Origin of the sequence: Acinetobacter sp. YH12131, assembly GCF_013418635.1 — a bacterium.
In the GTDB taxonomy this organism is placed as follows: Bacteria; Pseudomonadota; Gammaproteobacteria; order Pseudomonadales; family Moraxellaceae; genus Acinetobacter; species Acinetobacter towneri.
The window spans coordinates 1-1,351 of record NZ_VPBQ01000047.1 but is presented as its reverse complement, the minus strand read 5'-3'; the positions used below and the strand labels follow the sequence as shown (position 1 = coordinate 1,351).

Here is a 1,351-nt window from a genome sequence, read left to right as displayed (position 1 = left end):
ACGTATAGGAAGAATAAACGCCCTTTTCACCCAAGTCCAACAGCTTTGGACCGCAGTTGACTCTTTCGACACCCCTGCGATGCAACCCAATCCGGCTGACGGGGAGCCAGCAACGCTGAAAATTTACCCTCCTCTTTCCCACTAGCGGCTCCTTTTCCGACAACCAGCACGGCGGATCCCTGCCGCGGCGCTGTGAACGCAGCATTTTGATTGGTATCGTTGGCCTTCAGGCTCGTCAGTCAAACAGACCCAGGAGCAGCTCAGCCGGTGGCGCCCGGCTTTCGGGTAACGCCCTGGTCCCGCTGGTTTCGGCTTTGTGCTTCAGGTGATCAAGGATCTGCTTGATCACTATAGGGTCTTCAATGCAGGCGATGACTTTCATGGCGCCGCCGCAGCCGCTGCAGGTCTCGATGTCGATATTGAAAACACGCTTGAGCCGTTGCGCCCATGTCATCGACGCTCGCCGTTGTGCTGGTGTTGCCGGTTCATCAGCCACCCTGACCTTGTTGCCCCTGCCCCGTTTTGCCGGCGTGACCAACGCCCGGTGCCGACTGTTGGGTGCGAACACCCCGTGGAAGCGGGTTAGGTTGACTCTGGGCTTCGGTACCAGGGCGGCCAGCCTTGCAATGAAATCCAATGGTTCGAAAATGACGTGCGTGGTGCCGTCCCGGTACGGCGTCTTGAGCTGGTAGCGCACGTTGCCGCCTCGTGTTAACGACAGCCGCTTCTCGGATACCGCCGGGCGGCTGATGTACCGGCACAGCCGTTCGAGCTTCTTGCGTTCATCGGCCCTGGCCGCCACGCCGGCGTGCAGGCTGGACCCGGCTACCTTGCCAATCCCGTCACCGAACGGATCACCACTGGTCGGCAGAGTTTGCAAAGTGAACACCTTTCGCCCCGCCTGTGAACCGACAGCGATACGGTAAGTGATCGAGTGCCCCAGCAGGGGTGTCATCGGGTCGTCATCCACCGCATCCGAGGCCAGATAGCTGTTTTCGACATCCCGTTCCAGCAGGCCTTGCCGTTCCAGATAGCGACCCACCCGGTGGGCGATGGTGTGCGTCAGCTGGGTGAGCTCTGGGCTGGTCGGCGCCTTGACCCAGCGGAAACGCGCTGAGCCGTGGGATTGCTCGACATACACACCGTCGAGAAACAGCATGTGGAAGTGAACATTCAGATTGAGCGCCGATCCAAAACGCTGGATCAGGGTGACCGCGCCCGTCTTGGCCACTTGGTGGGTATGGCCCGCTTTCTTGACCAGGTGCGTGGCAATGACGCGGTAAACGATGCCCAGCACCCACCCCATGATCTCGGGCCGGCTGGCAAACAGGAAACGCAGCTGAAACGGGAA

1 protein-coding gene is annotated in these 1,351 nt (G+C 60.3%); it reads right to left on the bottom strand.

Annotation, left to right across the window (positions count from 1 at the left end; genetic code table 11):
• Positions 1-235: 235 nt before the first annotated feature.
• A partial coding sequence (locus FTU66_RS13510) for an IS91-like element ISVsa3 family transposase (RefSeq protein WP_000408446.1) occupies positions 236-1,351 on the bottom strand: 1,116 nt, incomplete at its 5' end.